This is a genomic window from Bradyrhizobium sp. C9 (assembly GCF_002532045.1).
In the GTDB taxonomy this organism is placed as follows: Bacteria; Pseudomonadota; Alphaproteobacteria; order Rhizobiales; family Xanthobacteraceae; genus Bradyrhizobium.
Genome location: NZ_NWTG01000008.1, coordinates 201,436 through 226,110 on the forward strand (window position 1 = coordinate 201,436; position 24,675 = coordinate 226,110).

Here is a 24,675-nt window from a genome sequence, read left to right on the forward strand (position 1 = left end):
CTTCGGGCGCCGTTTTTGTTTCAGAGCGTTTTTGAGCGAAGTGCAAGCGTCGCCCAACGACGTGGTCGAGCACTGAAATCGATGATACATCGTTGACGGTCGAGCTACGGGGCTTGGACCTCGTCTGCCGCGAATCCAGAACTGACGCGCCGTGAGACGGCGCTCCCAATATGAAAGCGGAAATCACCTTCGATCTGATCATGACCGAAGACATGAGTTTTGTTGAAGGTTGTTATCGATTGGCAGGCGGAGCCTGGGAAGTTTTTGTCTTTACTCACTTGAGATGTGGCCCGTACGGGGTCGGAGTGTGGAAAGACTTGACCTGGAGTAGCGGCGTAAAAGGGCTAAATGCGGTAATGCCGGCTGAGATAAAACTGAACAAAGCTACGGTTTCGAACGTTCTGTCTCAGGCGTTGGGTGTTACTGAGTGGTTTGAAGTTCGAGGTCCGGATTCCATTATGCTCAGATGATGTTGCCTCCATGGCATGAACTCATCGATCCGACTCTACTCCCTCTTCTCGATGACGAAGTTGCCGATCGCTCCGAGTGCCATCAGCACGCTGGTGCCGAGGAACACCGCGCGCATGCCGATATGGCCGCCGATGAATCCGCCGGCGAGCGGGCCGATCACCTGGCCGGCATATTGCGCCGAGATCGAATAGCCCAGCATGCTGCCGGTGACCGTGTCAGGCACGTTGTGCCGGATCACGCTTGCGATGCAGGGCAACAGGCCGCCGAGCGCGAGCCCCATCAGGAAGCGGAGTAGGATCAGCTGCCAGCCGCTGACCACGAAGGCCTGCGGGATCAGCAGCAGCGCCGAGGCCGCCAGGCAAATGGTGATGATCCGCCAGTGGCCGACGCGATCGGCGAGCTTCCCGAGATGCGACGACGACAGCAGGCTGCCGAACGCCGCTGCCGACATCACGAGGCCGGCGATGAATGTCACCTGCGGCGTCTCGACGAGCTGCGCGACATAGACCGTGATGATCGGCTCGATCGACATATTGGCGATCATCAGCAGCAAGCCGGTGCCCCACATCGCGATGACAGGACGCTTGTCCGGAACCAGCGACCAGCCGCCACGCGATTTGCCGCCTTTGACCGACCTCGGGCGCGCCTCCTCGCGGATCAGGAAAGTGGTGCCGAGGAAGGTGATGAAGATGACGCCGCCGATCAGGAAGAAGGTCGCGCGGATGCTGATCAGGCCCGGCAGCACGCCGCCGATCAAGGGACCTACCAGGCTGCCGGCCATGATGCCGGCCGACAGCACGCCGATCGCCCAGCCCGACCGCGCCTTTGGCGTCTGCGACGCGATCAGCACGGTCGAGCCCGAGGCGTAGCCGCCGAGCAGGCCGGTCAACAGCCGCAAGCCGACCAGTTCATAGACGTTGTGCGCCATGCCGATCAGCGACATGGCGACCGCCATGCCGAGGCTGGCGCGGATCAGCATCAGCTTGCGGCCATAACGATCAGCAAGCCGTCCCCACAACGGCGCCGTCAGCGCCGCGCTGAAGAAGGTCGCGCCGTAGGCTACGCCCGACCATTGCACGATGGCGGCATGGTCGGTCACGCCGAGTTGCTCGACGTAGAGCGGAAGGAACGGCAGCAGCAGCGTCATCCCCACGATGGTCGTGAAGGAACCGAACACGCAGACGATGAGGTTGCGCTTCCAGGGGCCGGCGTCGAGGGCCGCTTCGCGATCAATCTCCATGTTCATGTCAGCGCAGCCCGATCACGGCGAAGCCGCGCGCCCGCAGGCCACGACGGTCTTCGTTCAGCGAACGCAGCAGGCGATCGCGGGTGTCGGTGATGTGGTCGGCGGCTTCGCGCGCGGCGGAATCCGGATCGTTGGCCTTAATGAAGCCGAGAATGCGCCGGTGCTCGCGCCAGGCCTGCTCGCGCGAAGGTTCGGTCCACACTTCGAGCCAGCGCGCCCGCGACAGCCGGGTCATGGCGCCGGCGATTGCCTTGACGATGAAGGGGTTGCCGGAGAGGCGTGCGATCTCGACATGGAAATCGGTGCCGACCCGGTGCCACTCCTCGCGCGGCGCGCCGGACTGACAGGCGTCCAGCATCTCCTCGACGCCGGCGATGTCGGCCGCGCTCGCCCGCGCGCAGGCGAGGCGGACCGCCGTCGTCTCCAACGGAATCCTGAACTCCGCCAGCGCTTCGAGTTCACCGAGGTCGATCGGCGCGACGATCCAGTTGCGGCCGTCACGGCGGACCAGCTCTTCGCCTTCGAGCCGCACCAACGCGGCGCGGATCGGCGTGCGCGATCCCTCGAACCGGCTCTCGAGCCAGCGCTCCGTCAGCCGCTCGCCGGGGCCGAGGTCGAGCGAGAGGATCATCTCCCGGAGCTGGTCGTGAATCTGGAGCATCTGCGACATGGCGGGCCTGCGGGTCCGGGAGCGGAGTTTCGGAATTTTGTCGACGTATCCCGAATTTGTATCCCAAACAATCCCGATTTGGGATACCAGCATTGTCCCAGCGCGCAGCCCGACCGTGTGCCGGATGCCTTGCGGGCCGCATCCCCGGGAACGACCTCTTGGCGACCGCCTTGTTGCGCGATGGTTGACTTGGGAGAACGCAGATGCAGATCGACGGGCAATGTCATTGCGGGGCCGTGACCTATCAGGCGGAGATCGATCCCGAACGGGTCTCCATCTGCCATTGCACGGACTGCCAGGTGCTGACCGGCTCGCCCTATCGTGTCACGGTGATCTGCGCCGCCGAGCAGGTCCGGCTGACCGGAGGGGCTCCGAAGGTCTACGATAAGCGGGGTGATAACGGCCGGATCCGCTTCCAGCACTTTTGTGGCGATTGCGGTTCCCCCTTGTTCACCAGCGGCGAGGATGGCGGTCCCGACGATTGGGGGATCCGCTGGGGCAGCATTCGCCAGCGCGGCGAATTGACCCCGCGACGCCAGGTCTGGTGCCGCTCCGCCGCACCCTGGATCAATGATCTCAAGGGATTGCCGGCGCGGCCCAAGGATTGAATGCCCAAGGCTTGAAGCCCAAGGGCTTGAAGCCCAAGCCTTGAAGCCTACGGATTGAGGCCTTGCGGCCCTCGCGACCTTGCGCCCGAGGGGCGGGCGAGGCTAAAGAGGCGCGCAGGTAAGGGCGGCTAGCTCAGCTGGTTAGAGCATCTCGTTTACACCGAGAGGGTCGGGAGTTCGAATCTCTCGCCGCCTACCAGCCTTCGACGATGTGGTTCTGGCGGATCAATCGCGGCTCCTGAACGGCATGACCCAATCCGTAGCGGCGTTGATATTCTTTCTTGCGACAACGTGTTCCGCGTCTGCAGCTGAATCGGCCTGGGATGTTCTGAAACGCTTTGGCCTGACAGGCGTCTGGGCGGACGACTGCAGGCAGCCAGCGTCGGTAGACCACTTTCGTACGATCTACTCCGAGGATGCCGACGGGCTTGCGAGGCGCGAGCTCGACTTCGGTATGAGATCGATTTATGCGACCTTTGTTGACGGCGCAGAGATGACGTCGCCTTCAATGCTGAAGATCACCATCCGCAACGCTGATCCGAAGTTCGAGAAATTCAATCAAAAGACGTTCTGGATCGTGCTGCTAAAGGAGGACGATCCTCAGACCAAAGGCGGATTCCGCATGCGGTACTTCAATTCCGTCACAACCGAAGGAAAGGTGGGCGTAAGGAACGGCCTGAGGCTTGGGAAGCCCAGCCCCTGGCTCTACAACTGCCGCAGCTCGATGTCGTGACGATTGGCGCCGACGCTGCTGCGATGCTATTCTCTGCGTCTAACCGGGAACTTGATGCATGCGCAAACTCGCCGCGATTTTTCTTCTCGCCATGATTGCCGGACCGGCATGGGCGCAGCAGGACCATGTTCAGCGCTATCGCGAAGAGATCGAGAAATCGCCGGCGGATGTGGCCAACGAGGCGCGGCAGCAGCGCGCCTACCAGCGCGCGCTCAGCGGCGTGCCGGACCAGAAGCCGACCGACCCGTGGGGCATTGCGCGCAGCAATGACGGACAGGCTGCCCCGAAGGGCAATGCCGCCAAGACGCCTGCGCCGAAGCAGGCCAAGCCGACGAGCGCTGCCGCCAAATAATCAGAGCGCGGACCAGGTCGATGAAGCATTACGTCTGCAAATTGGCCGGACCGCGCCCGACCTTTCCGCAGGACATGACGCCGCAGGAAGCCGCAATCATGCAGGCGCACGTCGCCTATTGCGGAGAATTGCTGCAAGCCGGCAAGGCGCTGATCTTCGGGCCGGTGGCCGATCCCGCCGGCGTCTGGGGACTGGGCGTGCTGCAACTACCTGACGATGCCGATCCGCAGGAGATCGTCGCCAACGATCCCGTCGTCAAGGCCAATGCCGGATTCACCTATCAGGTGATGCCGATGCTGCGCGCGGCGACGCGCGAGACTTGCTAGAATCTGTGGAAGCTTCTCAACAAGGTTGGATCGCATGAACGCAGGCCATCCGCAGAACGCCGATCAGATTGCATATTGGAACGGGCCGGGCGGTCAGCGTTGGGCGTCCAGGCAGGCCGCGCAGGATATCGTGCTGCAGCCGGTGCTCGACCTCCTGATCGATCGCGCCGCGCCGAAGGCCGGTGAGCGCATCGTCGATGTCGGCTGCGGCAGCGGCGCCTCGAGCTTCGCGCTTGCCGCAAAGGTCGCGCCCGATGGCCGCGTGCTTGGCGTCGACGTCTCGGAGCCGATGCTGACGCGGGCGCGACAGAGCGCGCCCCAGGGATTGCCGGTCGAGTTCACGCTTGCGGACGCGACCGTCTATCCGTTCGCCGGCGAGAGCTTTGATCTGCTGGCCTCGCGCTTCGGCGTGATGTTCTTTGCCGATCCGGTGGCGTCGTTCACCAATTTGCACGGAGCGATGCGGAAGAGCGGACGGCTCGCTTTCGCGTGCTGGCAGGAGCCGCGTGAGAATCCGTTCTTCCTGGCGCCGCTGCAGGCGGTCTACAAGCACGTGCCGAAGCTGCCGCAGCTCGGCCCTGAAGACCCCGGTCCGTTTTCGTTTGCTTCCGAAGCCCGGGTGAAGCGGATCCTCGGCGAAGCCGGCTTTTCCAGCATTGCCATGGAGCCGTGCAAGGTCGAGCTCGATATCGCGATCGGGCGCGGAATCGACACCGCGGTCCAGAGCGCACTCGAGATCGGGCCCGCCAGCCGCGCGCTGGAAGGGCACCCGGATGAGGTTCGTTCCGCCGCCGTCAACTCGATCCGCGAGGCGTTGGCGCCCTTCGTCAAAGGCGATTCCGTGCCGCTGCCTGGTGCGATCTGGATCGTGGCGGCGCGGGCGTCGTAGCGAAGCCAGCCGGCAGCTATTTGAATTGGGCGCGGCACGCCGGGCTGAGATGGCGCTTGTTCCGCTCCATGCATGCGGTGATTTTCCTGACGTTCGGAACGAACTCACGGCAGAGCTTCATGGCGTCGGCTCGACAGGCTCTTCGTTGTTCTGCCGTGCCCGAGTTGGCCTGCGCATTCCCTGCAAGGGCTGTGACGGCTAATGCTGCCAATAGCGCGATCGCGGCGGACCGGGAGCCGCGGATTTCTCGGTTCGTCGCGCAAGCGCTTCGCATCATGATCGCATTCTCCATCTTACCTAAGCAGGACCAACGCCGGCTTTCTGCTCCCAGATCATCGCCAGGTGGACGATGGTTTGTACGGCCTTCTCCATATCCTGCCGGCTCACCCATTCGAGCCGCGAATGAAAGGCGTGCTCGCCGGCGAAGATGTTCGGGCAGGGCAGTCCCATGAACGAAAGCCGTGAGCCGTCGGTGCCGCCGCGGATCGAGGTCTTCACCGGCGTCAGCCCGGCGCGCTCGATCGCCTCGATCGCATAGGCAACGATCTGGGGGTGGCGATCGATCACCTCTTTCATGTTGCGATATTGCTGCTTGACCTCCATCCGGTAGGTCGAACGCGGATATCCCTTCATGACGTCCTGCACGATCTTCTCGAGCAGCGCTTCCTTCTGCTTCAGACCGGCTTCGGTGAAATCGCGCACGATGAAGTCGATCCGCGCATTCTCCAGCGCGCCCGAGATCGCGACCGGATGCAGAAAGCCTTCCTTGCCTTCGGTGGTTTCGGGCGAGCAGGTATCCTTGGGCAGGCGATCGACGATGGCGGCCGCGATCTTGATCGCGTGTTCCATCTTGCCCTTGGCGAAGCCCGGATGGGTCGCGACGCCTTCGATGATGATGCTGGCGCCATCGGCCGAGAAGGTCTCGTCCTCGATATGGCCCGCGGTCTCGCCGTCCATGGTGTAGCCGAAATCGGCGCCGAGCTTCTTGATGTCGACCTTGTCGACGCCGCGGCCGATCTCCTCGTCCGGCGTGAACAGGATCTTGATGGTGCCGTGCTTCACCTGCGGGTTGGTGACCAGGAAATGTGCGGCGTCCATGATCTCGGCGAGGCCGGCCTTGTTGTCGGCGCCGAGCAGGGTGGTGCCGTCGGTCGTGACGATGTCGTTGCCGATCTGGTTGGCCAGCGCTTCGTGCTCGGTCGCGCGGATCACCTGCGAGGCATCGGCCGGGAGCACGATGTCGCCGCCGCGATAATTCTTCACGACCTGCGGCTCGACGTTCTTGCCGGTGCAATCAGGTGAAGTGTCCATGTGCGAGCAGAAGCAGATCACCGGCACCGTCTTGTCGGTATTCGCCGGGATCGTCGCATAGACGTATCCGTGCGGATCGAGATGCGCGTCCGATATGCCCATCGCCTGCAACTCGGCGACCAGCAGGCGGCCGAGATTCTTCTGCTTCTCGGTGGAGGGGCAGGTCGGTGAATCCGGGTCGGACTGGGTGTCGATCACGACATAGCGCAGGAAGCGCTCGGTGACGGTGTGCTTGAAGTCGAGAGCCGGTGCCAGCATGAAGACCGCGCAGGGATGGAGAACAGGAATAAGACGATCAGGCGAAGGTGCTTCGCGCTAAGCAAAGCGCATCGAGAGACAACTCTACAACAGAAAAGCGCCATTCCGGGACCGCGTCGCGAGCCGGAATGGCGCTTGGTATCAAGCAAGTTAAGGACCCTAGACGGCTTCCTTGAGCTCCTTGGCGGCGCGGAAGGCAACCTTCTTGCTCGCCTTGATGTGGATCTGTTCGCCGGTTGCCGGGTTGCGGCCCATGCGGGCGGCACGCTTGCGAACCTGGAGGATGCCGAGGCCGACGATGCGAATCCGCTCGCCCTTCTTGAGGTGCTTGGTGATCCGGGTGACCATGTCGGTCAGGATCGCCTCGGCCTGCTTCTTGGACAGCTCCTGCTCTTCGGCGATGGCCGCCGCCAGGTGCTTCAGCGTGATCGTCGCCGGGGTCGCTGCTTTCTTCGCCATGTGTGGCCCTCCTCGTTGCTGAATGGCCGGATTGCTGCTTTCACGCGAATGGTGCGCCGTTCGCGTTCGGGAAAATGCGTCCGGAAAGGTCCTGAAACCGCCGGTTCTGGGAACGGGCAGCGCCGGGCCCGGCCACAGGAAACCGAGACGTATCAGGCCTTATTTGATTCGGGGCTTTGCTGACTACGCCGTTTTCCCTGAAAACAGGCGACAACGCGCGCCCACAACGCGAAAATGCCCGCGCTGTGCAGGGCTCCGCAACGCGCTTGACTATCGGGATGCGGGCCTTTATGCCCTCGGTCCTGCGCGGATCAATCCGATGATCGGCATCCGCGGGAGTAGCTCAGTTGGTTAGAGCGCCGCCCTGTCACGGCGGAGGCCGCGGGTTCGAGTCCCGTCTCTCGCGCCATCAATTAAAGCGCAAAATCAATCACTTGCCACCTTCGCGACGTTTTCGCTGAAGTTCCAAGAGTGTCATAAGGGGCGCCGTCATGACACTTTCGGCCGCCCTTTGTTCCAGTCGCTCGGCTCCGATCGCGCGTGCTTCATCGAAGCGCCGGACACTGGCGAAATTGACCGGGTTATAGGTCTTACGGAGCCGATTCGACGCGGAGACGGTGTTCGCCATCTTGTTCGATTGATCGGTGATTGAGCCGCCGCCGGCATCGCCTTCTACCGCTCCGGAGCGGCGCATATCGCCGAGCTGGCGCCATTCGTCCTTCCCAAATGCCAGCGCGCGCACCTTGGCGAAATCCTTCTCAAGTCGATCCTTGGTGTAGGGACGGGGCGCGATGTGGCGGCCACCACCGTGATCGCCGCCCCACTGGCCGGTCTTACCCTTGCGGCTCACCGGGCGGCCTCCGCGCGTCCAGAATAGGGGCGTCGCGTCGAGTAGGTCGACGCCGAGCTGATCGAGATAGGCAACCAGGATCGCGGTGGACCATTGCGAGAGGGTTGCCGCGGCAGCCCTGCCTGTCTTGGCTCGATCGAGACGGAAGAATAGGCCGACGCCATCACGGTCTGCCTGTCCGGCGGCGAGGGTCCGCGCATCAATCGGCGACAGCATCGAGTCCCACGCCACCGCCATGCAGGCGGCGAGGCCGTAGAAGTTGTTCCGCCAAGCCACTCGCACCAGCGTCAATACCTCACGGCGGACCCAGATTTCCTGTCGTGGATCTGGCGCGGAATTGGCGAATGCCTTGCCGGGGTCGGTGAGGCCGTCGCAGTAGCCGTGCATCGCCTGCATGCGACTCCACAACGCGCGCCAGACCTTGATCACCATGTGGCGCTCGGTGATGGAAACCTTGCTCTCGATCTCGGGGACGAGTCCCGTCGCGTTGCCGGTGACGGGATCGATGCGGAGGAAGTGTTCAGGCTGAATCGTTTTGGGGTCGCAGTCGCCGAAACGAGGGCCGAGCCACTTCCATGCACGCGGCCAGCTGTCGCGCTGTTCCTGCCTCTTGGTCCAGACCACACCCTTCGCCAACCGCTCGGCCTTCCGCAGCTCCATCGCGCGCTGATAGGCGTGACCGACGCTGCCACTTGGATAGCGCGCCAGCGTTGTTCTGGCGGGGGCTGATGCGTGCCCACTGCATCCGAAATCAGAATTCAATAGAAATTCTATCAATGGGGACGAAATGATCTCGATTCGTCAACTTAAGGCCGCGCGCGTGCTATTGGCCTGGTCGCAGGGGGACTTGGCTCGGGCCTCGGGAATATCTGAGCCGACAATTGCTCGCCTTGAATCGTCTGACGGGCCTGTAGGGGGTAGGCCAGAGACGGCCGCGGCCTTGGTCGGAGCCCTCGAAAAAGCCGGCATTGAGTTCATCCCGGAGAATGGAGGAGGGGCTGGGGTGAGACTTAAGAAAAAGAAGCGTCAGAGTCGGAGCCCCTCTTAGCGAAACGATTAACTGACATTCTCTCCAACGCCTCGAATTCAGTTCTACCGCCTTCGGCCGACCGATCTAACCCCCCAAGTCGATGCCTCAACTAGCAATTTGAGTTGGTTGCAGGTCCCCAAATAGCACGACCGACACCGCGGCTCTCCGGTGCGCCGGAGGATGATGGGAGCAATGTTCGACGGCGTATTGCCGGTTCAGATATCGAAGTCGTCATATCGCGATTGCCTGCTCGATCGACAATCCCGACTGCGAAGCCTGATGATCCGCGAGGCGGCCGAGCTCGAGGCCGCCTACGGCCGCGATACGATGCCGCGCGGGTTCCTAGGGCTGAATGCGGCGCTGTGCGAGCAGTACATGCACTTCATCGCCAATCGCCGCTGTGCCCAGGTCGGACTAACGCCGGTGTTCGCGGAGGCGGAGAATCCGTTTCCCTGGATGTCGGAGGCGATGGATCTGAAGAAGGAGAAGAACTTCTTCGAGACCCGCGTGATTGAATACCAGAACGGCGGCGCGCTGAGCTGGGAGTGATCGATGCCGCGGAATCTATGTTCGGTTCGCGGCTCGGTTGAGCGTGATAAATCCTCCTTCGTTTGTGCACCCTTGAGAGGGATAGCGCGTGCACACTCATCGGCATAGGTCGGCCATGTGCGCGTGGTAGATTCGGACATTTGAGCGAGTAAACCGGACATCTAGGCAATCAAGGCTGGAGGGCTGGCCTCTCTCTCAGGGCTCAACCGGCGAAGACGACCACTATGACCGATCCCCAAGTGGTTAGCAGAATGTTCGAGATCGGATAAGCGGGCGTGTAGCCGAGCACCACCACGGAGCTGCCGGAGCGCTCCTGTATGGCGGCCATCGCAGCCGTGACCGTCTGCGCTCCGGTCAATGCGCCGAGCAACAGGATCGGATTCATGCGCAACATGAAATGGCCGAAGCAGAAACCGACGATCTGCGGCAACAGGGTTACGATCATGCCGCCAAGGAGCAGGCCGATGCCCGACTCGCGTATGGCGGACAGGAAGATCGGGCCGGCATGAATCCCGGTCAGGCCGACAAAGGCCGCCAGCCCGAGTGACGTCATCAAGTTGACGGCGCCGTCGGGGATCCTGCCGAAATACGGCAGACGGGTGCGGAGATAGCCGACCAGAAGTCCGGCGAGCAGGGTGCCGACGCTGGTGCTCAGCGAAATCGTGATGCCGCCAACGGAAAAGCTCACGAGAACGCCGACGAGGCCGCCGAGGAAAATCGCGAGCCCCAGCACGACGAAATCGATGCCGGTGCTCGGCGCGACGATGACGCCGATGCTCTTGGCCGCATTCTTCACCACCGGTTCAGGACCCACGATGCGAAGCAGATCGCCGCGCTGCAGGACGACGCTGGCGGCAATGGGAAGCGCCTCGCCACCCCGACTCACCGAGCGCAGATAGAGACCACGTGCCCAGCTCTGCTCCGACGCCTGCTGGAGACTGCTGCCCGCGAGCTTCGGGTTGAGCAGGAACACGTCGGCCGAGACCAGCGGGATATCGAGCAGCTCCCGGTCCTCCATCTCCTCGCCGCGCTGGTCGATCAGCTCCACGACGATTTGGCGCGGAGCGGACAGCGCGACAACGTCGCCGGCCGCGAGCATGGTTCCAGGCTCCGCCTCGAGGATGCGCTCGCCGCGGCGAATGCGGTGGATGAACACGCGCTGTCCGGGCGCCCGCGCCTCGGCGGCCGCAACCGTCAATCCGACGATCGCCGCACGATCATCCAGCTGGTAGGCACGCATTTCGAATTTGCGCCAGGCGGACGCCAGGTCGGGTCTGGCGCGCGTGATACCCAGGGCCTGCTCCAGCTTGAGCGCCTCGGTCTTCAGATCGATCTTCAGCAGCGCCGGAACGACGATCGTGCAGAACGTGATTACGCCGGCATAGCCGAAGATGTAGCAGACCGCGTCGGCCACCGCGATGTGCGAGACGAACAACGCACGCTGAGCGTCGGACACGGGTAGCGAATTGACTGCATCTGTCGCCGTTCCCATCGCAGCGCTCTGGCTAAGCGCACCAGACAGTAGTCCGGCCGCAAAGCCGGGGTCGAGCCGCAGCACGCGTGCTACGACGATCGCCGCCGCAAGACCGGTGAAGCTCACGATAACGGCCATCAGCATCGGCTTCAGCCCGTCGCGCTTCATCGCCAGCACGAATTGCGGACCGACCGAGTAGCCCACCCCGAACAGGAACAGCAGGAACAGGAACGATTTGGTCATGCTGGAGACGGGCACATGCGCGAAATCACCGACCGCGAGGCCGGCGAAGAGCGCGCCAGTCACCGGGCCAAGGCTGAAGGCGCCGATCCTGAAGCTTCCGATCCAGTAGCCCGCCGCGATCACCAGGAACAGCGCAAGCTCCGGATAACGGACGAGGAACTGTTGCAGCCAGGCCAACATCGTCGCTCGCCGCGGCTAAGTCATCATCATCACCAGCACCATGCCCCAGATCGTCAGCAGCGTGTTTCCGACCGCGTAGGTGACGGTATAGCCGAGTCCGGGTATCTGGCTTTTCGCGCGGTCGTTGATCATGCCGAGCGATGCCGTGGTCGTACGCGCGCCGGAGCAGCATCCAAGCAGGATCGCGTCGTGGAAGCGGAACAGGTATTTGCCGACAAACATCGCGAGGATCAGCGGCACGGTGGTTACGACGACGCCCCAGAGGAACAGGCTGAAACCGAGCTTCTGCAATCCGGCGACAAATCCCGGTCCCGAGGAGATGCCGACCACGGCAATGAAGACGTTCAGGCCGACCGAGTTCATGAACCACACGGTGGGTGACGGGATGCGGCCGAAAGTCGGGTGCACCGATCGGAGCCAGCCGAAAAACAGGCCGGAGATCAGCGCGCCGCCGGAGGTGGATAGGGTGAGGGGCACGCTACCGATCTTGTAGACGAAGGCGCCGAGAAGGGCGCCGATCGCAATGGCTGCCCCGATGAACGCGACGTCGGCAATGTCGGTCGCGCGATCCGGCCGGCCCAGCATCTTTGTGGTGGCCGCGACATCGGACGTGCGGCCCACCAGGGTAACGATGTCGCCCCGATTGATCTTCGTGTTCGGCAGGATCGGGATCTCGGTCGCGATCGCGCCCCGGGCGATCCTGCGCAGGAAGACGCCGCGCGCGCCCGGCTCTTTCGCCAGTTCCTCCAGCGTCTTGCCATCGACGTCCTTGCTGGTCACGTAGACGTCGACGCCCTCGATCGGCACCGCCAGCAGCTCGCGATCGTCGACTTCCTCCGCCTGCTCGCCGATCAGTTGCACGAGCACGTCGCGGCGGCCGGCGACGGCGACGACATCGCCAGCATGGATCACGGCGTCGGACGTTGCCTCCACGATCGTGCCGCCTTGCCGCAGCCGGAGGACGAAGACGCGATGATCGGGCATCAGTGCCTCAGCCTGTTGGACCGTCTTGCCGACGACGGGACCGCGCTCGCGAACGCGGTAAGCGCGCAAATCGAATTGGTGCCACGCGGTCCCCGGGCCGCCCAGCTCCTTCTTGCCGCCATGCTCCTCTTCATATTTCTTGCATGCGGTCTCGAGATCGATGCCGAGCAGCGCAGGCCCGAGCAGTGCGAGCACGATTGCCGACCCAACCGTGCCGAAAATATATGTCACGGCATAGGCGACCGGCATCGCATCGAGCAGCTTCTTGGCTTCGTCGGCGGGCAGGCCAAGGCGATTGACCGCGTCGGTCGCGAGCCCCATCGACGCGGAGATCGTCTGCGAGCCGGCATAGAGCCCGACGGTCGATCCTACGTCGTAGCCGGCAAGCTTCCCGCCGATATACGCAGCAAGCAAACAGAAGACACAGACCACTGCCGCGAAGATCGCCTGCGGAACGCCGTCCTGCGCGATGCCGCGCACGAACTGCGGTCCGACACCGTAACCGATCGCGAACAGGAACATCAGAAAGAAAAACGGCTTGAGCGGACCTGAAATGGTGATGCCGATCTGGCCGATGATGACCGCGGCAACCAACGTCGCTGTGACCGCGCCGAGACCGAGACCCTTGTAGGTAAAGGATCCGAAATAGTAGCCGAGGGCCAGCGAGAGGAAGATCGCGATTTCGGGATAGGTGCGGAGCGTCTGGAAGAGCCAATCGATCATGATGTCACCCGTTCATGCTGTCCCGGGGCCTAAGGAGGGCGAGGCGACCGTATTGATCGACATCAGGCGGCGGCTGGTGAGAAGGACGTTGATCTATGTCAAGCGCAACTGCGAGAGCCTTCGCTGCTTCATCGTCTTGCCTCAGCCCACGCGCGGTTCGCACATTGCATCGTGACGCGGCCGCTGCAGCTGCATCGCCTGCACAGGACCGTTGACATAGATCAAGCTAGGTCACCGGCGGCCGATCATGCTGACCGCGATCGCGCAGGCGAACAGCCCGTCCGCCTCCATCCAACAGCTTGCATCGCCCCGGGAGTGTCAAATGGCCGATCTTCTGACCTTAAAGAAATTTGAGGCGTTGAGCCCCTTCGAGATCAAGGACGAGCTGATCAACCTCGCGAAGAGCAATTCGAAGCGGAGCCAGATGCCCTTCCTGAACGCCGGGCGGGGCAATCCCAACTGGGTGGCCACGACGCCGCGTGAAGGCTTCTTCCTACTGGGACAGTTCGCCATCACCGAAAGCAAGCGGGTGATGGAGCATCCAGCGGGCATCGGCGGCATGGCTCAGGCAAAGGGCATTGCCGGGCGTTTCGAGGCCTGGCTCAAACAGCACAAGGAGATGCCCGGCGCGAGCTTCCTGACCGAGATGCTGCCCTTTGCGGTGAAGAAATTCGGCTTCGATCCCGACGCCTTCGTCCATGAACTGGTCGATTCGATCATCGGCGACAATTATCCGGTGCCAGACCGCATGTTGGTGCACAACGAAAAGATCGTGCACGAATATCTGATGTGGGCCGTCTGCGGCGAGCCGCGGCCAGCCGGAAAGTTCGACATCTATGCGGTCGAGGGCGGCACGGCGGCGATGTGCTACCTCTTCAAGTCGCTGAAAGCCAATCGGCTGCTGGTGCCTGGTGATACGATTGCGCTGGCGACGCCGATCTTTACGCCCTACATCGAGATGACGCACCTGGAAGACTACGATCTGAAGGTCGTTCAGATCAGGGCTCCGCAGGAGAACAAATTCCAGTTCACCGACGAAGAAGTCAAGAAGCTGGAGGATCCGAAGGTCAAGGCCTTCTTCGTCGTCAATCCGTCCAATCCCCCGGGGATGGCGTTGAGCAAGGAGACGGTTGCCAAGTTGGCCAATCTGGTCAAGACCAAGCGCCCCGACCTGATGATCCTCACCGACGACGTCTACGGAACTTTCGTTCACAACTTCCGTTCACTGCTCGGCGAGCTGCCGCACAACACCATCGGCGTCTACTCTTATTCGAAGTATTTCGGCTGCACGGGATGGCGGCTCGGGGCCATCGCCATCCACGAAGACAACATCTTCGACAAGATGATCGCCAGGCTCCCGGACGAGGCCGTGAAGGCGCTGGACAAGCGCTACGGGCCGCTGACGCTTGAGCCGCGCAAGCTCAAGCTGATCGACCGCATCGTCGCCGACAGCCGCGACGTGGCGCTCAATCACACCGCAGGACTGTCGTTGCCGCAGCAGGTGATGATGAGCCTGTTCTCGCTCGCCGAGATGATGGACGTGAAGAAGGCCTATCAGGCGGCCTGCATGGAGATCGTCAACAAGCGCCTGTGGTCGCTGCTCGATGGGCTCGGGCTCGCCGACAAGCTGACGCCGAATCCGAACTATGATGCCTACTATGCCCTGATCGATTTCGAGTTCTGGGCCCGGAAGAACATCGGCGACGATGCCGTCGAGCACCTGAAGAAGAATGTCCACCCGCTGGACCTGGCGTTCAGGCTGGCCGAGGCCCACGGCATCGTGCTGTTGAACGGAGGTGGCTTCGATGCACCGGAATGGTCGCTGCGTGTTTCGCTCGCGAACCTCCCTGACGATGTCTACGACGACATCGGACGCGGCGTCCGGACCATTGCCAGGGGCTATCGCGATGCGTACGAAGCGGCGACCGGGAAGGGCGCAGCGGCGAGGCGCTGACCGCGCGTAACCAAGTCGCTCCGGGCGTGTCGCGGAGTCGGTCGGCTGCGATAGCCCGATTGGGTTAGCCAGGTTGTCGCAATTGATTTCGATCGTGTGGCACAAGCTGCACTGGCCACCCGGCCTGACCGTGATCTACGATGACGATCATGGGGAACGGCCGCGACATATTTAGTCGAATCGTGCACGCAAACCCGTCGGCTCGCGCTCGCGGCTGGTGGACTCATTGGCTTGAGGCCATCGACGGCGATTTTGCTTTCAAGGTGCTGGTCATGGCAGGCGGGATGCTGTCGACGGCGGCGTTTGCCTTTGGATTGCTGCCACTCTGAACGAGCCTTTCGCGAGTTCACGCCTTTCGAAAGACCTGCGGCGCTTTGCCTCGCAATCGGTACGTGATGCCGCTGTTCGGGTGCTTCGGCGGCGAGGGCTTTGGTGCTATGCGCACCGTTTCAGCACGGCGCGGATACGCCCGGTGTGATGGATGCACCTCAAGTGGTTGATTCGATCGGACGTCGAGACGATATCCCGGCAGGCTTCGGTGTTGCGGCCTGCGCCACGATCTTTCTGTTCTGCTGCGCACAGCAGGTGGCTGCACTGCCGCTGACGCCTTTTCGTTATGAGGCCCAGGCTCAGCATCACTGTCCCAGCGATAACGTAGTCTGGCTCGATTTCCGCCGTGGACGCTATTATCTTAAAGGGCAAAGCCGCTACGCCCGCGGTTTCGATGGCGGCTTCGTGTGCAGGAACGAAGCCCGCGAAAGTGGCTACCGGCGTTCACTGCTCGGCCTCCGGTGACGTCATCGCAGGCCCGCTTGGCGACTGACGGCTGGCCTACCATCCGTGGGAGCGCGGTCGCGCGTAGTCGGCCGTAGCCGCCGCCGGTCGGCGCTTGATCTGGATCAAGCCGCACGTGGAGCGGCGATGACACTGCTTCCCGCGTGCCTGCTGACGCCAAATCGAAAGCACGCTCTTGAGAACCCTTCGCCAGCTCGTGGCCGGAGACGAATTCATCCAGCTGGCAATTCGGCTCGGATTGCTGGCGCTGCTGATCTACTGGTCGTTCGTCCTGGTCCGCCCGTTCGTGCCGATCCTGGCCTGGAGCGCCGTGCTCGCGGTTGCGCTCTATCCGGTCTTCAATTGGCTCACCGGGATGCTCGGGGGCCGCGCCGGCCTCGCGGCCATGGTCCTGACCTCGGTCGCATTGGCCGTTGTCATCGGACCGGCAACGTGGCTCGGGATCGGGGCGGTGGAGGGGGTGAGAGAGCTAGCCGGACAACTCAGCGCCGGTAATGTTCTCGTGCCGTCGCCGTGGCCGGAGGTCAAAGCCTGGCCGCTGATCGGCGTCCCCCTCTACGACCTCTGGGATCGTGCCTCGACCAATCTCAGCGTAGTGCTGCGCGAAGTCGTGCCACATCTGAAGCCGCTGGCCGGGATCTTGTTTGCATTTGCGAGCAATGCCGGGGTCGGAATGCTGAAATTCCTGCTCTCGGTTGTGCTTGCGGGCTTCCTGTTTCCCCACGGTCGGCAGCTTGCCGCCGGGTGCCGGAGTTTCCTGTCCCGCATCGTGCCGGAGCAGAGCGAGCACTTCCTCGATCTTGCAGGCGCGACCATCCGGGCGGTCTCCCAAGGCGTCATCGGCGTCGCGGTCCTGCAATCATTGCTGGCTGGCGTCGGCTTCAAGCTGGCAGGGATTCCGAGCGCCGGCTTGCTGGCATTTGCCGTGATGCTGCTTGCGATCGTACAGATCGGGGCGGCGATCGTGCTGCTTCCCGTCGTCATCTGGCTCTGGTCGGTCAAGGACTTCACGACGGCGCTTGCTTTGACATTGTTCTTCCTGGTCGTCGGCTTCCTCGACAATGTGCTCAAACCGCTGGTCATGGGGCGCGGCCTGACGACGCCGGCGCTTGTCATCCTCGTCGGCGTGATAGGCGGGACGCTTGCTCACGGCATCGTGGGCCTGTTCATCGGGCCGATCATCCTCGCAGTCGCGTGGGAGTTGATCACGGCATGGATCCGGGACGATCGTGCCCGGCTTGCAGGACCGCCGTGATGCTATTTCAACTCATGGTGGGATCGGCGGTCAGTGCGATCAATATCGTGCTGCACTCGTTGTTCACCGTCGGGGTGATCGGACTGCTGCGGAAAGTCACCCTGAGCGCCAGCGGACGGTACGGGCTGCAGCTCAGCGGCGTGATGGTGGCGGCTGCGCTGATCCTGATGGTGGCTCATACGTTGGAAATCGTGGTGTGGTCGCTGGCCTATCACGCGGCTGGTGCAGCACCCGCCGGCAGCGATCTGCTCTATTTCGCTTTTGTGAACTACACCACGCTCGGTTACGGCGATGTCGTTCCGGTCAAGGAGTGGCGCCTGATTGGACCGATGGCTGCCATGAACGGCATACTTATGTTCGGCTGGTCGACCGCGGTCCTGTTCGAGGTGCTGCAGAAGACCATCGAGCGCCAGGCCGCGCTCGCGCTCCCCCCGTAATGTTGCGCTCAATTGTCGAGTTGGGCCAGCTTGCCGCGGTCAACCAGCATGATTTCGCGCTGGTTCGAGCCGAGGAAGTCGAGGGCTCCGTAGGCGTGCAGCTTGGATAGTGCGCGCGATACGGTCTCGAGCGTCAAGCCGAGATAGTCGGCTATGTCACGCCTGCACATTGGCAAGGCGACGACGCCGACTCCAGTCAGCCGGCGATCCATTTCGAGCAGAAATGCAGCGACGCGCTCCAGCGCAGTCTTGCGGCCGAGCAGCAGCATGTGATCTTCGGCGTGCTGCAGGTTGCTGGTCGTCATGATCAGCAGGTTGCGAGCCAGCGCTGAATCGGAATGCGCCCCCCGTTCGAGGCTCATCCGCTTGATCAGGCGCACATTCGTGTCGACGACGGCCTCGGCGGTAAAACGATGGGTTGCGGCATTCTCGAGGCCAAAAATGTCCCCGACGAGATGAAAGGCGCCGATCTGGCGCCGTCCGTCGGAGAGGAGCTTGTAGCTGCGGACAGCGCCGGAAATGACCTGGTAGACGTAGTCCGCGGGCTCTTTCTCGCCGTAGATCTCGGCGCCCTTCCTGTAGTGGAATTCGCTGGTGACGAAATTGACGTGCTGGGCGGTCAGCCCGCCGAGGATGCCCGGTACGTCGGCCGGTCTGACATTGACGCGAGCGAACATGGACCAACTCACTCTGCACTTGCGGCGTCCGCGCGGCTCGAAATGCTTGTCCGCACGCAATGACTACGACAGGGCTCGACCGGTCTCTATTGGTCCTGAGGTCATTGTCCCAAAGGACAGGGTGCGCGAGATGCTGGCGATTTGTTCGTAATTTGGTGCGGAAGTGCTGGATGAAATTTCAATTTTCTCGACGCTGACGGAGTGCTAGATTTTAACCCCGTTGATCTCCGGCTCCGAGCGCTATGGGCAAGGCAATTCGGCTCTCTGGATTGGTCATCTTGCTGGCTACGTTGCTCTCGCCGGCTTGTCTCCGGGCCCAAGGGATGCGTCCACATCCCATGCTGGTGCTGGCGGGTCACCCGGCCGTGCCTGCGGTGGAGACATTCCTCGAGCCGGGCCGCATCGGCGGATTCGTCATCGTCCCGTCCTTGATCGGCGCCGAGGCCGCGCAAGGGGCGCTGCGGATCCAGGATGGCGAAGTGCCGGAGGGCCTGCCGCCGCCGGCCGTCGATGCCGTGAAGCCGGTGTTCAATTGGCACCAGATGCAGCGCTGGAACGTGAGCGAAGCCAGTCCGCACGGCAGCGAAAGCTCCCGTGAGCCGAGCTTCCTGGAGAGGTATCGCTGGCGGGTGATTGCGCTCACTGCTGCAGTGCTGGTCCAGACCTTGCTGATTGCGTTCCTGCTGCACGAGCGGCAGATGCGGCGGAAGGCCGAGGTCGAGGCCCGCAATCAGCTGTCCCAGCTTGCCCACATCAATCGGCAGGCGACCGCTGGAGAACTGTCGTCCTCGATCGCCCATGAGCTCAATCAGCCCCTTGGCTCGATCCTGACCAACGCCGAGAGCGCAGAATTGATCCTCGGCTCGCCGACGCCCGATCTTCAGGAGGTGCGGGAAATCATCTCCGACATCAAGCGCGATGATCAGCGCGCGAGCGAGGTGATCCGCCGCATGCGCAGCCTGCTGAAGCGTGCGCCATTCGAGAAAAAGGAGATCGACCTCAATCAGACCATGCGGGAGGCGTTCGATTTCCTCAAGCTGCAGGCCTCGGCGCGCAACGTCGCGATCTACCTGCAGACGTCGCCGCAGACCTTGCGGGTGCAGGGTGACCCGGTTCAGCTGCAGCAGGTCATCCTCAACCTCGTGGTCAACAGCATGGATGCGATGGCCAAGATGCCCTATGGACGCACGATCATCGGTCGTACCGACGTCAACGGGGCGGCGTCGGCCGTGATTTCGATCTCCGATTCAGGTCCGGGAATTCCCCCGGACAGGCTGAATGAAATCTTCGATCCGTTCTTCACCACCAAGGAGCAGGGCATGGGCATCGGCCTGTCGATCGCGCGGACGATCGTGCTGGCGCACAGCGGTCAGATCTGGGCCGAGAACCAGTCCGGCGGCGGTGCGGTTTTTCACCTCTCGTTGCCGCTGGCGGCATAGCTCGTTTGGGCTCTTACTTTGGCAGGACGCAGTGATAATCTAGCCAACGCTGCACCTTCCGTCGGTCGGGCAGGAGAGAGGGTAATGCACGCTTACGTGCATATTGTCGACGACGACGACTCGTTCCGCACAGCGCTCGAGCGCAGGCTCAAGCTCGCCGGCTACCGTGTTGCTACATATGCATCGGCTCGGCAACTGCTCGATCGATTGCCGAGCGATGAAGACACCGGATGTATCCTGCTCGACGTACGCATTCCCGGAATGAGTGGTCCGGAGCTGCAGATCCGCCTCAACGAGCTGGACTCGTCGCTTCCGATCGTCTTCCTCACCGGACACGCGGACACCGCGACCACCGTGCAGGCAATCAAGGCCGGAGCCGAGGATTTCCTGACCAAGCCGATCGAATCGGAGCAGCTGATCGAAGCGATCGATCGCGCTGTTGCGCGGCACGAGTTGGTTCGCAGCCAGCGAACCAGGCTCGACTCGCTTCGTGCGCTGCTGGCGAGGTTGACACCGCGCGAGCGGCAGGTGTTCGATCTGATCGTACGCGGTCGGATCAACAAGCAGATCGCCTACGAGCTCGGAACCACGGAGCGCACGATCAAGGCGCATCGTCACCAGGTCATGGAGAAGATGCGCGTGCAGTCGCTTGCCGAGCTGGTCTCGATCGCCGAACGTCTCGGCGCCCGCTAGCTTGATAGCGAAGTCAAGGGCTGAGCCGCTTGAACGGCTGCTGCCGTCCATGTCCCATGGTACAATATGAAAGCTTTGTGACGGCGCGTATCTGCGGTGTTGGCCGCGACGATGTCGCGAGCCGTTCAGACTGCAGTGTTTCTTCGTCCAAGGCGGACGGTGAGCAGCAGGCCGAAGGTCTGGTTCAGCGATAACGTAGAGGCGTCAGGATTTGCCTACCGCGAAACTCGTCTTCGTCGTGGATGACAATCCATCCATGCTTCGTGGCATCGGACGGTTGCTGCGGGAGTATGGATTTGCATCCAGATTGTTCGAGACCGGAACTGCCCTGCTCGGGCACGACAGCTTCGAGAGCGCGCTATGCATCATCCTGGATATCAATCTCAGCGACGGTTCCGGGATTGAACTGCGTCATCGTCTGACGGATCAGGGTGTCGATGTGCCTGTCATCTACATTACCGGCAATGACAACCCGGCCACGCGCATGGCGGCGATGGCATCGGGATGCGCGGCCTATCTGACCAAGCCATTCACGGCAAGATCACTGATGCAACCGATCGAACAATTGCTGGCCGGCGTGATCTAGCCCGGTTGCGGGTTTCGATCATTCGTCGATGGCCTGGTCGAGTGTCAGTGCAGGGGCTCCCTTGCGCACGGTCGCAAAGCGGTCGAGCGGCACCGATGTCGTCACCGTCAGAATGCTGGTGTCGACGGCATCGATCGAGAGCGATTTGCCGCTGTCCATCTCCTCGAGCAGCTTGGGATCGGCAACATCAGCCGCGATGCACATATTGGTCACGCACCAGGTATAGGGCAAGCGATGAACTTCCATGCGGTCGACCGACAGCTTGACTCCGGCCTGCAGATACATCCCGACCGGCAGGAAGAGCTGCAGGCGAGCGGTCCCGTCCTCACGTTCGACCAGATCGATGCGAACGGCGGTCTGGCCGGTGCCGAACGTGCCGGTGATCTGCGTTCGGCACAATGTCTTGGCGCCGGCTGCGTTGAAGCAGAGCTTTCGCCACTCGCCGAACTTGACGTCATGCGCGGCGCGCGCTCCCCGCGGCGTCACCTCACTCCCGTCTTTGACCGCGGCCGGCGGCGAGCGCGCCTGCTGACCGTGCGCGACACTGAAGCTCGTCGCCAATAGTGCCAACGTAGCCAAAGCACCATATCGGACCATGGATGCTCCTCCAGCGGGGCTTGGCCACCTAGCGAACCTTGTCCAGAAATCGTTCGACCAATGGCGACCAGATGGGAATGGAATCCGCAGAGCCGATCATGAAATGCCCTTCGTCGCCGAATGGCGGCAACAGGTGGTACTCGGCTCGGCCACCGGCGCTCGTGAACGCCTCATACATTCGCTTCGAGAGGGCTGGACCGAAGAAGGTGTCGTTCTCGATGTAGAGCCACAGCATGGGTACCCGTGACGTATGGCCAAAGAAGCCGGTCGCTTCGACCAAACGATCGGGATAGCAATTGTTGTTGGGCTTGCCATCGACCCGGCCGCCGCGGCCGGCTGCAAAGGTGATGATGGCCTTGACTTGCGGAGGATTGAGGCTCGACAGCGCGATGGCCGCCCAGCCGCCGGCCGACTGTCCGACGACGATGACGCCTTGCGGCAGGGCGCGCCGTTCGGCGGCCATGTAGTCGATGATCCAGAGATCGACCTGCGCGACCGCGAGGCCCGGATCGAGGAAGTTCGGATTGGTGCATTTCCCGACCTTGGAGAAGAACGGGCCATAAAGACCGCGCTCGGGAATGTCGATGGCTGCGGCGCCATAGCCGGTCCCGACGGGAGCCACTACGAGATAGCCGTGCCGTGCAAACCACATCGCGGCGTCGCGAAACTCGACCAGCGGGAAGAAGCTCCGATCCCTGGCGTTCAGCGACACGCCATGATTCATGATGACCAGCGGGAAGGGGCCGTCACCCACCGGGCGGACCAGGTAGGCGAACATCGGCAGTGGGAGCGGCAGTGCCCAGATCTCCTCCTGGATGCGTTGGGATGCGCCTTGGTCATCGGTGCGTGCCGGAGCGGTCAGGCCAAGCAGCAGAACGGCTGCCGCGAAGATCCGTAAGCGGTGCTGACGCATGCCATGCGCTCCAGCGGTCGTCCGGCAAATGTGCAGGTCACGATAATCAAGCCGAGCCTGGTGAGAAGCACATCGCCGGCAACGAGGCTTGATCTGAGTCAACGAGCATCGAGCCCTGCGGCGCGACCACATGCGACCATTGTAGCTTCACACGGCGCGCTCGATGTCGATCCAGGGGGAGACGAGTTGGATGAGCCGGTTTCCGCCGGCTGGTTGGCTCGCCGGCTATCACGCATCCTGGCTTGGGGCGGATGCAATCGCCGGTGTCACGCTGGCGGCCTACGCCATACCGGTGTCGCTGGCCTATGCGGGGCTCGCCGGCCTGCCGCCGCAGATCGGCGTTTACGGCTATCTGCTTGGCGGCGTGGGTTACGCCCTGCTGGGCTCCTCCCGGCAACTCGCTGTCGGACCGACCTCGGCGATCTCGCTGATGATCGCCGGCGCCGTCGGTGTACTCGGCGGCGGCGATGCCACGCGCTATGGACAAATCGTCAGCCTCGTTGCCTTCAGCGTCGCGGTGCTCTGCCTGATTGCCTGGCTGTTCAAGCTCAGCCTGCTGGTGCGGTTGATCAGCGACAGCATCCTGGTGGGCTTCAAGGCCGGGGCGGGGCTCACCATCATCATGAGCCAGCTGCCGAGCCTGTTCGGCGTTGCAGGAGGCGGTCACAATTTCTTCGACCGCGCGATCAGGATCACCGGCCAGCTCGCCGATACCAGGCCACTGGTGCTCGGCATTGGCATGGCTGCGATCGTGCTGCTCCTGCTCGGCGAGCGCAGGCTGCCGGGCAAGCCCGTCGGGCTGGCGGTGGTCGCGCTGTCGATCCTGACTGTCTCCGTGCTTGGTCTTGCAGACATGGGATTGCCGGTGACCGGAAAGATCCCGACCGGGTTGCCGGCGCTCGCGCTGCCGACGTTCGGCCTGCTCGAATTTGACGATCTCTTTCCTATTGCCGCCGGATGCCTCGTGCTGGCCTACGTGGAAGGCGTATCCGCCGCGCGAAGCTTTGCGGCAAAGCACGGCTACGCGCTGGATGTCCGGCAGGAGTTTTTGGGGCTCGGCGCGGCCAATCTCGCGGCGGCCCTTGGGCATGGTTACCCCGTGGCCGGCGGACTGTCGCAGTCGGCCGTCAATGACGCCGCCGGCGCGCGGACGCCGCTGGCCCTGGTGTTCTGCTCCGTGACCCTCGCACTCTGCCTGCTGTTCTTCACCGGTCTTCTGACCAATCTGCCGAAGGCCGTGCTTGCCGCGATCGTTTTTTCCGCGGTCTACAAATTGGTCGATATTCGAGCACTCGCCCGAATGTGGCGGATCAGCCGGATCGATTTCTATGCCGCGGTCATCGCGCTGGTCTCCGTGCTGTTCCTCGGGATCCTGCAGGGCGTGCTGCTGGCAGCCGTCGCCTCGATCTTCCTGCTGCTGTTGCGGGCGTCGCAGCCCAATATCGCATTTCTTGGCCGTCTGCCCGGCAGCGGCCGCTATTCCGACCGGGCGCGGCACGACGACGTGGAGCCCTTGGCCGGGATCATCGCGTTTCGTCCGGAAACCTCTCTCCTTTATGTCAATGCCGAGACGATCCTGGAAACGGTGCTGGCGGCACTGCGGGCTTCCCCCGAGGTCAAGCTGGTGGCCTGTGACCTGTCGGCTTCGCCATTCATCGACCTGGCGGGGTCGCGCATGCTGAACGATCTGCATCAGGAGCTCGCATCGCGCGGCATCGCGTTCTGCATCGTCGGCGCGCACGCACAGTTGCGCGATCTGCTTCGGGCGGATGGTCTTGCCGACAAGACCGATAGTGGAGACTGGATGCGCACGCTCGACAGCGTGTTGAGCAATGGGGTGCCTCAGGCAAGCAACTAGCCTGCACGTCCCGGCTGGCTGCTTCCTGACATTCGGCCCTGCTGCATCGCAAGAGGCCGCGATTGCTCGCCGCACATGGTTTGCCTCAGCCAGGTCACGGCTTGACTTGGATCAA

26 protein-coding genes, 2 tRNA genes and 1 pseudogene are annotated in these 24,675 nt (G+C 62.8%); 19 read left to right on the forward strand and 10 right to left on the reverse strand.

The genetic code is table 11. The annotated features are described in order from the left end of the window. The first annotated feature begins 170 nt into the window (after positions 1-170). Positions 171-470 carry a hypothetical protein gene (locus CO675_RS40010; RefSeq protein ID WP_143279044.1) on the forward strand — a complete coding sequence of 100 codons (300 nt, stop codon included), beginning with the start codon at positions 171-173 and terminating at the stop codon, positions 468-470. Between the two features lie 35 nt (positions 471-505). On the opposite strand, the gene CO675_RS19570 is transcribed toward CO675_RS40010, so the two are convergent. Continuing rightward, the gene (locus CO675_RS19570; RefSeq protein ID WP_097673523.1) at positions 506-1,717 is read right to left on the reverse strand and encodes an MFS transporter; all 1,212 of its coding nucleotides are present in this window, start codon (positions 1,715-1,717) and stop codon (positions 506-508) included. Between the two features lies 1 nt (position 1,718). Beyond that, positions 1,719-2,387, reverse strand: coding sequence for a GntR family transcriptional regulator (locus tag CO675_RS19575; protein ID WP_097673524.1), 669 nt, complete (start codon positions 2,385-2,387; stop codon positions 1,719-1,721). Positions 2,388-2,590: 203 nt separating this feature from the next. Here CO675_RS19575 and CO675_RS19580 point away from each other — a divergent pair, with 203 nt between their 5' ends. From CO675_RS19580 to CO675_RS19605, 6 genes are all read left to right on the forward strand, one after another. Further along, positions 2,591-2,995, forward strand: a complete 405-nt coding sequence (locus CO675_RS19580; protein WP_097673525.1) for a GFA family protein — start codon at positions 2,591-2,593, stop codon at positions 2,993-2,995. A 122-nt stretch (positions 2,996-3,117) separates the two neighbouring features. Then, positions 3,118-3,194 (forward strand) — tRNA-Val (locus CO675_RS19585). Positions 3,195-3,242: 48 nt separating this feature from the next. Continuing rightward, positions 3,243-3,728: a hypothetical protein gene (locus CO675_RS19590; RefSeq protein ID WP_097673526.1), complete on the forward strand. Its 486-nt coding sequence runs from the start codon at positions 3,243-3,245 to the stop codon at positions 3,726-3,728. A 58-nt stretch (positions 3,729-3,786) separates the two neighbouring features. Further along, positions 3,787-4,080 (forward strand): hypothetical protein, encoded by a 294-nt coding sequence (locus tag CO675_RS19595; protein ID WP_097673527.1) that lies wholly within the window; start codon positions 3,787-3,789, stop codon positions 4,078-4,080. 20 nt (positions 4,081-4,100) lie between these two features. After that, on the forward strand, positions 4,101-4,406 hold the full coding sequence (locus CO675_RS19600; protein WP_097673528.1) for a YciI family protein: 306 nt from the start codon (positions 4,101-4,103) through the stop codon (positions 4,404-4,406). Positions 4,407-4,440: 34 nt separating this feature from the next. Further along, positions 4,441-5,295 (forward strand): class I SAM-dependent methyltransferase, encoded by an 855-nt coding sequence (locus CO675_RS19605; protein WP_097673529.1) that lies wholly within the window; start codon positions 4,441-4,443, stop codon positions 5,293-5,295. A gap of 297 nt (positions 5,296-5,592) precedes the next feature. On the opposite strand, the gene pepT is transcribed toward CO675_RS19605, so the two are convergent. Together pepT and CO675_RS19620 are read right to left on the reverse strand one after the other, a co-directional pair. Then, the gene (gene pepT / locus CO675_RS19615) at positions 5,593-6,864 is read right to left on the reverse strand and encodes a peptidase T (protein ID WP_097673530.1); all 1,272 of its coding nucleotides are present in this window, start codon (positions 6,862-6,864) and stop codon (positions 5,593-5,595) included. 159 nt (positions 6,865-7,023) lie between these two features. Then, positions 7,024-7,347, reverse strand: a complete 324-nt coding sequence (locus CO675_RS19620; protein WP_224924859.1) for an HU family DNA-binding protein — start codon at positions 7,345-7,347, stop codon at positions 7,024-7,026. 308 nt (positions 7,348-7,655) lie between these two features. Between CO675_RS19620 and CO675_RS19625 the strand changes: the two genes are divergently transcribed. After that, positions 7,656-7,732: transfer RNA gene (locus CO675_RS19625), tRNA-Asp, on the forward strand. Positions 7,733-7,753: 21 nt separating this feature from the next. Here CO675_RS19625 and CO675_RS19630 read toward each other — a convergent pair. Then, on the reverse strand, positions 7,754-8,833 hold the full coding sequence (locus tag CO675_RS19630; protein WP_097673531.1) for a hypothetical protein: 1,080 nt from the start codon (positions 8,831-8,833) through the stop codon (positions 7,754-7,756). A 127-nt stretch (positions 8,834-8,960) separates the two neighbouring features. On the opposite strand from CO675_RS19630, the gene CO675_RS19635 reads away from it, so the two are divergent. Then, the gene (locus tag CO675_RS19635; RefSeq protein ID WP_097673532.1) at positions 8,961-9,221 is read left to right on the forward strand and encodes a helix-turn-helix domain-containing protein; all 261 of its coding nucleotides are present in this window, start codon (positions 8,961-8,963) and stop codon (positions 9,219-9,221) included. A gap of 261 nt (positions 9,222-9,482) precedes the next feature. Further along, positions 9,483-9,752: pseudogene (locus tag CO675_RS19640) on the forward strand (ribonucleotide-diphosphate reductase subunit beta); the annotation flags it as partial. Positions 9,753-9,954: 202 nt separating this feature from the next. Here the strand turns inward: CO675_RS19640 and aspT (CO675_RS19645) are convergent. Both aspT (CO675_RS19645) and aspT (CO675_RS19650) read right to left on the reverse strand, forming a co-directional pair. After that, a complete protein-coding gene (aspT, locus tag CO675_RS19645; protein ID WP_097673533.1) occupies positions 9,955-11,649 on the reverse strand; it encodes an aspartate-alanine antiporter in 1,695 nt (564 codons plus the stop codon). A gap of 15 nt (positions 11,650-11,664) precedes the next feature. Then, a complete protein-coding gene (gene aspT, locus CO675_RS19650; RefSeq protein WP_097673534.1) occupies positions 11,665-13,356 on the reverse strand; it encodes an aspartate-alanine antiporter in 1,692 nt (563 codons plus the stop codon). 322 nt (positions 13,357-13,678) lie between these two features. Between aspT (CO675_RS19650) and aspD the strand changes: the two genes are divergently transcribed. The 5 genes from aspD to CO675_RS19680 all read left to right on the forward strand — a co-directional run bounded on the left by aspD (position 13,679) and on the right by CO675_RS19680 (position 17,797). Further along, entirely contained in the window at positions 13,679-15,310 is a 1,632-nt protein-coding gene (aspD, locus tag CO675_RS19660) for an aspartate 4-decarboxylase (protein ID WP_097673535.1), read from the forward strand. 140 nt (positions 15,311-15,450) lie between these two features. After that, positions 15,451-15,639, forward strand: coding sequence for a hypothetical protein (locus CO675_RS19665; RefSeq protein ID WP_097673536.1), 189 nt, complete (start codon positions 15,451-15,453; stop codon positions 15,637-15,639). Positions 15,640-15,868: 229 nt separating this feature from the next. After that, positions 15,869-16,105 (forward strand): hypothetical protein, encoded by a 237-nt coding sequence (locus CO675_RS19670; protein ID WP_245452828.1) that lies wholly within the window; start codon positions 15,869-15,871, stop codon positions 16,103-16,105. A gap of 175 nt (positions 16,106-16,280) precedes the next feature. Next, positions 16,281-17,360: an AI-2E family transporter gene (locus CO675_RS19675; protein WP_097673538.1), complete on the forward strand. Its 1,080-nt coding sequence runs from the start codon at positions 16,281-16,283 to the stop codon at positions 17,358-17,360. Beyond that, positions 17,360-17,797: a potassium channel family protein gene (locus tag CO675_RS19680; RefSeq protein ID WP_097673539.1), complete on the forward strand. Its 438-nt coding sequence runs from the start codon at positions 17,360-17,362 to the stop codon at positions 17,795-17,797. The genes CO675_RS19675 and CO675_RS19680 overlap by 1 nt, the downstream gene beginning before the upstream one ends. Positions 17,798-17,805: 8 nt before the next feature. Here the strand turns inward: CO675_RS19680 and CO675_RS19685 are convergent, their stop codons facing one another. Then, positions 17,806-18,474 (reverse strand): helix-turn-helix domain-containing protein, encoded by a 669-nt coding sequence (locus CO675_RS19685; RefSeq protein ID WP_097673540.1) that lies wholly within the window; start codon positions 18,472-18,474, stop codon positions 17,806-17,808. A gap of 323 nt (positions 18,475-18,797) precedes the next feature. Between CO675_RS19685 and CO675_RS19690 the strand changes: the two genes are divergently transcribed. The 3 genes from CO675_RS19690 (at position 18,798) to CO675_RS19700 (ending at position 21,192) form a co-directional block, all read left to right on the forward strand. Beyond that, a complete protein-coding gene (locus tag CO675_RS19690; protein ID WP_158231274.1) occupies positions 18,798-19,913 on the forward strand; it encodes a sensor histidine kinase in 1,116 nt (371 codons plus the stop codon). Positions 19,914-19,997: 84 nt separating this feature from the next. Beyond that, positions 19,998-20,606, forward strand: a complete 609-nt coding sequence (locus CO675_RS19695; protein WP_097673542.1) for a response regulator transcription factor — start codon at positions 19,998-20,000, stop codon at positions 20,604-20,606. Positions 20,607-20,817: 211 nt separating this feature from the next. Beyond that, complete coding sequence (locus CO675_RS19700; RefSeq protein WP_097673543.1) at positions 20,818-21,192, forward strand: response regulator transcription factor; 375 nt, start codon at positions 20,818-20,820, stop codon at positions 21,190-21,192. A gap of 18 nt (positions 21,193-21,210) precedes the next feature. Here CO675_RS19700 and CO675_RS19705 read toward each other — a convergent pair whose 3' ends face one another. Next, positions 21,211-21,789, reverse strand: coding sequence for an invasion associated locus B family protein (locus tag CO675_RS19705; RefSeq protein WP_097673544.1), 579 nt, complete (start codon positions 21,787-21,789; stop codon positions 21,211-21,213). A 28-nt stretch (positions 21,790-21,817) separates the two neighbouring features. After that, complete coding sequence (locus CO675_RS19710) at positions 21,818-22,702, reverse strand: alpha/beta hydrolase family protein (protein WP_097673545.1); 885 nt, start codon at positions 22,700-22,702, stop codon at positions 21,818-21,820. 190 nt (positions 22,703-22,892) lie between these two features. Here CO675_RS19710 and CO675_RS19715 point away from each other — a divergent pair, with 190 nt between their 5' ends. Continuing rightward, positions 22,893-24,560 (forward strand): SulP family inorganic anion transporter, encoded by a 1,668-nt coding sequence (locus CO675_RS19715; protein ID WP_245452821.1) that lies wholly within the window; start codon positions 22,893-22,895, stop codon positions 24,558-24,560. The last annotated feature ends 115 nt before the right edge of the window (positions 24,561-24,675 follow it).

Coding starts and splice junctions, on each gene's coding strand:
- CO675_RS40010 (WP_143279044.1), top strand. CDS start 171: ATGAAAGCGGAAATCACCTTCGATCTGATCATGACCGAAGACATGAGT.
- CO675_RS19570 (WP_097673523.1), bottom strand. CDS start 1,717: ATGAACATGGAGATTGATCGCGAAGCGGCCCTCGACGCCGGCCCCTGG.
- CO675_RS19575 (WP_097673524.1), bottom strand. CDS start 2,387: ATGTCGCAGATGCTCCAGATTCACGACCAGCTCCGGGAGATGATCCTC.
- CO675_RS19580 (WP_097673525.1), top strand. CDS start 2,591: ATGCAGATCGACGGGCAATGTCATTGCGGGGCCGTGACCTATCAGGCG.
- CO675_RS19590 (WP_097673526.1), top strand. CDS start 3,243: ATGACCCAATCCGTAGCGGCGTTGATATTCTTTCTTGCGACAACGTGT.
- CO675_RS19595 (WP_097673527.1), top strand. CDS start 3,787: ATGCGCAAACTCGCCGCGATTTTTCTTCTCGCCATGATTGCCGGACCG.
- CO675_RS19600 (WP_097673528.1), top strand. CDS start 4,101: ATGAAGCATTACGTCTGCAAATTGGCCGGACCGCGCCCGACCTTTCCG.
- CO675_RS19605 (WP_097673529.1), top strand. CDS start 4,441: ATGAACGCAGGCCATCCGCAGAACGCCGATCAGATTGCATATTGGAAC.
- pepT (WP_097673530.1), bottom strand. CDS start 6,864: ATGCTGGCACCGGCTCTCGACTTCAAGCACACCGTCACCGAGCGCTTC.
- CO675_RS19630 (WP_097673531.1), bottom strand. CDS start 8,833: ATGGAGCTGCGGAAGGCCGAGCGGTTGGCGAAGGGTGTGGTCTGGACC.
- CO675_RS19635 (WP_097673532.1), top strand. CDS start 8,961: ATGATCTCGATTCGTCAACTTAAGGCCGCGCGCGTGCTATTGGCCTGG.
- aspT (WP_097673533.1), bottom strand. CDS start 11,649: ATGTTGGCCTGGCTGCAACAGTTCCTCGTCCGTTATCCGGAGCTTGCG.
- aspT (WP_097673534.1), bottom strand. CDS start 13,356: ATGATCGATTGGCTCTTCCAGACGCTCCGCACCTATCCCGAAATCGCG.
- aspD (WP_097673535.1), top strand. CDS start 13,679: ATGGCCGATCTTCTGACCTTAAAGAAATTTGAGGCGTTGAGCCCCTTC.
- CO675_RS19665 (WP_097673536.1), top strand. CDS start 15,451: ATGACGATCATGGGGAACGGCCGCGACATATTTAGTCGAATCGTGCAC.
- CO675_RS19680 (WP_097673539.1), top strand. CDS start 17,360: ATGCTATTTCAACTCATGGTGGGATCGGCGGTCAGTGCGATCAATATC.
- CO675_RS19685 (WP_097673540.1), bottom strand. CDS start 18,474: ATGTTCGCTCGCGTCAATGTCAGACCGGCCGACGTACCGGGCATCCTC.
- CO675_RS19690 (WP_158231274.1), top strand. CDS start 18,798: ATGCGTCCACATCCCATGCTGGTGCTGGCGGGTCACCCGGCCGTGCCT.
- CO675_RS19695 (WP_097673542.1), top strand. CDS start 19,998: ATGCACGCTTACGTGCATATTGTCGACGACGACGACTCGTTCCGCACA.
- CO675_RS19705 (WP_097673544.1), bottom strand. CDS start 21,789: ATGGTCCGATATGGTGCTTTGGCTACGTTGGCACTATTGGCGACGAGC.
- CO675_RS19710 (WP_097673545.1), bottom strand. CDS start 22,702: ATGCGTCAGCACCGCTTACGGATCTTCGCGGCAGCCGTTCTGCTGCTT.
- CO675_RS19715 (WP_245452821.1), top strand. CDS start 22,893: ATGAGCCGGTTTCCGCCGGCTGGTTGGCTCGCCGGCTATCACGCATCC.